Genomic DNA, 6,422 nt, shown 5'->3' with positions numbered 1-6,422 from the left:
CGGCACCATCACGCACGGCAAGCCCGTACAAACCGATGCCGAACTTATCAACGGAGAGGGTCCCGCAGAGAACCGCCGGATCGCCGCGAGCCTTGCCGCAAGATCGGATCATCCGGTGTCGCAATCGATCGCGCGATCGGCGCAAGAGGATCTAGTCGAGCTTCACATGGTCGATGAATTCGAGGCCATTGCCGGACGCGGCGTGCGCGGGGTGATCGAAGGCCGCTCGTATTCGCTCGGCAATCATCGGCTGGTGGAGGAATCCGGCTTGTGTTCGCCTTCTCTTGAACTGCGCCTCGAAGCACTCGAGCGCCAAGGCAAGACCGTCGTTGCGTTGAGCAACGAACGCGAGGTGCTGGCGCTCTACGCCGTCGCCGATACGGTCAAGGACACGAGCCGCGAAGCAATCGATGATCTGCATAGCCTCGGCATTCGTACCGCCATGCTGACGGGCGACAATCCGCACACAGCGAAGACGATCGCGCAGCAAGTCGGTATCGATGAAGCACGCGGCAATCAGCTTCCCGAAGACAAACTCAAGGCGATCGTCGATCTCGGCGCCGATGGGTCGGTCGTCGGTATGGTGGGCGACGGCATCAACGACGCCCCGGCGCTTGCACGCGCGAACATCGGCTTTGCGATGGGCGCCATGGGAACCGACACAGCCATTGAGACCGCGGACGTCGCGCTCATGGACGACGACCTCCGCAAGATTCCGGCGTTCGTGCGTTTGTCAAAGGCGACGCACGTCATCCTGGTTCAGAACATCGTGCTGGCGCTCGGGATCAAGGCGGTGTTCCTGACGCTGACGCTCATCGGTTTGGGAACGATGTGGATGGCCGTTTTCGCCGATGTCGGCGCGAGCTTGCTGGTGGTTGGTAACGGGTTGCGGTTGTTGCGCAAGTAGCGGTGATTCCGAGCGCCCGTATCCGTACGGGCGGTAGAGGCAACTCGCGAGCGAGTCCTCAATAAGAGAAATCCGATTTAATTGAATCCGTTGTTTTCGGCTCCGGCTGATTGTCGGTTTTGACCTATTTAGTTCATCTAGCGGTATTTTGTCGGTCGACAAAGATTAGCAATACAAACAGACCGGATGAACAAGAATAATTATCGGCTTATATTCAGCCGACTGAGGAACATGCTCGTTGCCGTCGAGGAAACCGCCACGACAACGGGCAAGGCAGCGGGACAGAGTTCGGTACGCAGCGGGGAATCATATAGTGCGAATTTCACGCTGCGACAGATCGCGTTTGCTGCTCTTGTGTTACTTGGCGTGCTCCCCTCGTGGTCGAGCGCGCAAATCGTTCCGGGTGGTGCTAACGCACCCGGCGTCATCGCCACGCAAAACGGACTGCCTCAGGTCAACATCAACCGGCCATCGGGCGCCGGTGTTTCGATGAATACCTACGGCCAGTTCGATGTTCAGAAGAACGGCGCCATCCTGAACAACTCGCCGACCATCGTGCAGACGCAGCAGGCGGGCATGATCAACGGCAATCCGAACTTCGGTCCCGGTCAGTCTGCGCGCGTCATTGTCAATCAGGTGAACAGCAGCGCGGCGAGCCAAATCAATGGGCGTCTTGAGGTCGCCGGGCAACGTGCCGAGGTGGTGATCGCTAATGGCTCGGGCATCAGCGTGAACGGTGGCGGATTCATCAACACGTCGCGCGCAATCCTCACGACCGGTTCACCGAACTTCGCACCCGACGGCTCGCTCTCGGGCTTTAACGTCACGCACGGCAACATCAGCGTGCACGGTGCGGGACTGAACGCGGCGGATACGTAACCACACGGCTCCTGGTGCCCGAGCAGGACCTCTCGAAACGCACGCTCGCCTTCGCGCTAGTTCCCGGCCTCGTGCGCCAGCTCCGTTTCGCCGACCCCGACACACGCGGTACCGTCAAATCCGCGTTCCCCGCCCGTGACGGCGATCTGTTGAACTTGCGCGACCTCGAACAAGGTCTCGAGCAAATGAAGCGCGTCGCATCGCAGGACGTGGACATGAAGATCGAGCCGACCGGCAATCCCGGCGAAAGCGACGTCGTCGTGACCGTCAAGCGTTCGAAGCCATGGAGCTTCGTTGCATCCATCGATAACTCGGGCACCGACGCGACCGGCAAATGGCAAGGCAACATGAGCCTCGGCATCGATAACCCGCTCGGCCTGAACGACGTCTTCACGGTAGGCGCAAATCAGGACCTGTCGTTCGGCAACAAGTCGCTCGGTTCGCACGGCTTTAATGGTTCGTACTCCGTTCCATGGGGATACTGGCTAGCGACGCTTTCTGGAAACACGAACACCTACTACCAGCAGATCGCGGGCGTCAACCAGACGTTCGTAACGAGCGGCAATTCGCAGACCGCCGTGCTCCGACTGGCGCGCGTGCTGAGCCGCGGCCAGAGCGATGTGTTTGGCTTGGAGTTTCAGCTAATCAAACGCTTTGGCGAAAGCTTCATCGACGACACCGACATACCGCAACAGCGGCGCAACAACACGTTCATAGAAGCTGGCCTCACAGACCGTCATTACTTCGGAGCCTCGCAGTTCGACGGAACCCTCGCGTACCGTCAGGGCATCGGTGGACTAGGCGCGACAGATGATCCGCTGCCCAACGGTCCGACATACCGCTTTCACATGGCCGTGCTCGATGCGAATCTTTTCGTGCCGTTCGCCGTTGCCAAACAAACATTCCGCTACATTACGACGCTACACGCGCAGTTCACCAACGACACGTTGCTCTATCTGGACGATCTGACCATCGGCAGCCGATACACCGTGCGTGGCTTCGACGGTGAAACGATGCTCGCCGCGGAGCGAGGGTTTTACTGGCGCAACGAACTGCAGTGGCCAGTTTTGCAGACGGGACAGACGTTATACGCAGGCATCGACTACGGGCGCGTGTTTGGACCAAATACGGCATTTCTCGCAGGGACTCAACTAGCAGGTGCGGTGATCGGCATTCGAGGCGGTCTGCCGTCGCGCTTTGTTGGACTTTCTTATGACCTGTTCGTCGGAACACCAGTCTATAAGCCCAGCGGATTTCCGACCTCGCGCGTGACGGTCGGGGTGCAGGCTACAGCGCAGTTCTAACAACCCGGCACGTATCACAACTACACCACACCCACTGCCCCGAAGGGCGTATTCAGAAAGGAATAGCAACATGTTAAACTTAAGGTATCCAAAATATAATGTTTCGCGCAAGGCTACAATAGCGACAGCCTTGGCGCTCGTTGCCATGTTGACTGCCTGCGGCGGTGGCAACAGTGACAACCCTTCCTCCACCTCGAACACGGCCCTGACGCCATCCGGTTCTCCGGATACTTCTGCAGCGGACACAGCGGCCGCAAACCCGAGCTTCTTTGATGGCATATTTCTGGATGGCACCGGTGCGGGCTATTATCAGTTCGCCGCAAACTATGCAGATGCGTTTTATCCGACAGCTACCGGGCAGGTACGCATTTACGTGACTGCAGACGCAAACACGAACTTCAGTACGACTCCTACAGCCATCCTCGGCCCGTATGTCGCGAGTAATCAAGGACTCTACCTCACGGCCGAGGGCCTATTCATATCGTCCGGTCCCGAATCAAGTGGACTCGGCGGTGCCCGCATCTTCCAGCAACTGCCACAGGGCTATCAGTGGGGGCCGAATGGCATATCGGCGCCGCTTTACGAAATCACGCTGACTGCAGAGGATGTAGCGGGACAACGTGTCAGTTATGTAGCAGGACGGGACGAGGCAGGAGGCAACGGCCTGACTGTCTTGCTCGGCAGTGACACGACCCCGATGCCCGCTGGCGCGCAGACCTATCGCCAGACCGCCAAGGTGTTGGTTTCTCACGTGTCCTTCAACACCGCGAGCAGGGTCAAGGTGTTCACTACGCTGGAACAGACTCAGGCGTACTACGGCGGCACAGTCCAGACTTTGGGCGGCTATCGTTATCTGCTCACGAGCAACCAACAAGCATATGCCGAATACAACGGCGCAGTCTATTTTGCCGCGGTTCACAACGTTGGAGACGTAGACGATGCGATGCCCTCGGGCTACAACAAAATCGCGGCCGATTTCCTCGTGCAAGAAGAACTGAAAACCGGCTTGCCTCATTGAGATGGCGCCTCGCAGAGACGGCACGGTTTCAGCGAACCGGGGAAATGCATTAACCAACCCTTCACCGCGTCACGTTGGACGCACACATCGACAGGACAAGGGGCAGTTTTCCTAGGGAACGTTGGTTTCGTTACGCGGCGAGGCTTGGCGAAACGTCGAGGAATGGATGTGAGCGGATCTCTCAATCGGACCAATTCTCACAACCGCCCCTGATTCTCCGCCACCAATCGCCGGGCCGTCTCGACCCCGCCCTGCATATCCAGTCTCAACGAAGCAAAAGCCGCGCGTTTGACATCGTCGGGAAGGGCCCAGTCCCATTTTTCGTTCTCGACGTTCTGGATCACGCTCAACGCGCGCGTCAAATCGGAAGCCGTGCGCGTACCGATCTTCTGCAGCACGCTCATCACCGTCTCGAACTTCGACCCGGTGATGCTCACAACCGCCCCCTGGTTCCAGGCATCGAGATTTTCAGCGCGCAGCAGCACGACCAGCGCGTCGTTCACCCAATCACCCGCCCACGTCGCAAGCATGACGTGATTGCCTTCGCCAAATATCGACTTGTTTGCCAGATCGGCCGCGGCAAAATACTTGCGGCCTTCTTGAAGAAGCTTCGCCGCTTTTGTATCGATGAAAACCACCGGCTGGTCATCCGCCAGAACGCGCTTCATCTCGCGGCGAACTTCGTCGTGGACCATCGCGCTGGCGCCATCGAAGACAGGCGGCGCGCCGCCACGATCCGCCGATACAAACACCGTCTTGCGCTCAGGATCGACTTCCAGCACACGCCAGCGCTGACCGCCGAAGATGATGCCCTGCCCCGGGATCAAAGGACGCGCGACGGGCAAGGATCCAAGCTGCTTGCTGCCGGCCACGATACGAAATTCGTCATCGCTGGAAAACGATGCATAGAATTCGTAGTGGTTGACCAACTTCTCGCCGCGCACGCCATGCAGAAGCAAGCCGCTTTTCTCCTGCACGATCAGGTCGGCTTTGCCGAGGCTGCGCAGGATGGCGGCGAACGTGGGTTTATCGATCATGTCGAAGGGACCGTTTTCGACCAGCGTCTCCCACAATCCTGTCGCCGTCGCGCCGCCGCGTTCCGCGATCACGGACATCACTTGCTGCACAAAAGTCGATGCATGCAGACCACGCGCCCTCGGCGGTTCGACCCACTTTTTCTGCAGCAGGAAAACGCCGGCTATCGACTGGACGAGCCCTTCACGGATGCGATCGGAGAAACCGGAATGCGCGTGAAGTTCGGCTTCCACGCAGTAGCTGCGCAGGATCGCCGGCTCGTCTTTGCGGCGTCCCGAGCGTCCTAATCGCTGCATGAGCGCAGCCACCGATGGCGGCGGCCCCACTTGCGCGACACTTTTCACCGCGCCAATGTCGATACCAAGTTCAAGCGTCGATGTACACACCGCCGTCGCTGGCCGGTCGCCCGAACGCAGCGCGTTTTCGGCGTCTTCGCGCAGCTCCTTCGAAAGACTGCCGTGGTGCGGCCAGAACTCGTTCGGATGACCGTCGCGTTCGCATGCGCGGCGCAACAGGTCGGCATAAAGCTCGACCTGCCGCCGGCTGTTCGGGAACACGAGGTTGTTTGCACCACGCAGCGCGAGGTACATCTGGTTCGCGATTTCAAGCGTGCTGCCAGGCACGGCGTCTTCGAGTTGCGGACTGCGGATATCGGGTTGCGCGTCAACACGCGCCGGCGTCTGCACGAAGCCCTTGATGATGAGCCGTATCTCCCGCGAACTCCCTTTCGACTCGATGATCTCAACCGGCTTCTCCGCCTTCGGCCTCAGAAATTGCGCGGCAAGCTGCATGTCGCCGAGCGTCGCCGATAATCCCACGCGCGGCACGAATCGGCCGCATACGCGATCCACGCGTTTGAGCAGCGACTGCAGTTGCATGCCACGCTCGGAGCCAATGAACGCATGCAGCTCATCCACGACGATGTATCGGAGGGAACCGAAGGTGTTGGCAAGCGAAGATCCGCGCGTGACGAACATGGCCTCGAGCGATTCGGGCGTGATGAGCAAAATGCCCGATGGCTTCTTCAAGAAACGCTGCTTACGGCTCGCCGATACATCGCCATGCCACCCGACTACGGGAATCTCCAGCGTCTCGCACAAACCCTCTAGCCGCGACCACTGATCGTTGATCAATGCCTTCAGCGGGCTGATGTACAGCACGCTGGACGCGACGGGTTCATCGCGCAGCAGGTTCGAAAGGATCGGGAAGAACGCCGCTTCGGTTTTGCCGGCGGCTGTCGCTGCGGCAATGATCACATCGCGATCCGCGTCGATCACAC

At 59.3% G+C, this 6,422-nt stretch carries 3 protein-coding genes and 2 pseudogenes; 4 read left to right on the top strand and 1 reads right to left on the bottom strand.

The window, feature by feature from the left end; all coding sequences use genetic code 11:
- From ACFFAR_RS21485 to ACFFAR_RS21470, 4 genes and pseudogenes are all read left to right on the top strand, one after another.
- The coding region (locus ACFFAR_RS21485; protein WP_375508425.1) for a heavy metal translocating P-type ATPase at positions 1-907 on the top strand (907 nt) is incomplete at its 5' end.
- A 186-nt stretch (positions 908-1,093) separates the two neighbouring features.
- Positions 1,094-1,780: pseudogene (locus tag ACFFAR_RS21480) on the top strand (filamentous hemagglutinin N-terminal domain-containing protein); the annotation flags it as partial.
- Positions 1,777-3,090 (top strand): annotated as a pseudogene (locus ACFFAR_RS21475) (ShlB/FhaC/HecB family hemolysin secretion/activation protein); the annotation flags it as partial. The pseudogenes ACFFAR_RS21480 and ACFFAR_RS21475, both read left to right, overlap by 4 nt.
- 130 nt (positions 3,091-3,220) lie before the next feature.
- On the top strand, positions 3,221-4,108 hold the full coding sequence (locus tag ACFFAR_RS21470; protein ID WP_174364496.1) for a hypothetical protein: 888 nt from the start codon (positions 3,221-3,223) through the stop codon (positions 4,106-4,108).
- A 197-nt stretch (positions 4,109-4,305) separates the two neighbouring features.
- Here ACFFAR_RS21470 and ACFFAR_RS21465 read toward each other — a convergent pair.
- On the bottom strand, positions 4,306-6,422 hold a 2,117-nt coding region (locus ACFFAR_RS21465), incomplete at its 5' end, for a DEAD/DEAH box helicase (RefSeq protein ID WP_375508424.1).

The organism is uncultured Caballeronia sp. (assembly GCF_964243625.1).
Taxonomy (GTDB): domain Bacteria; phylum Pseudomonadota; class Gammaproteobacteria; order Burkholderiales; family Burkholderiaceae; genus Caballeronia.
This window is presented reverse-complemented; position numbering and strand designations above follow the sequence as displayed.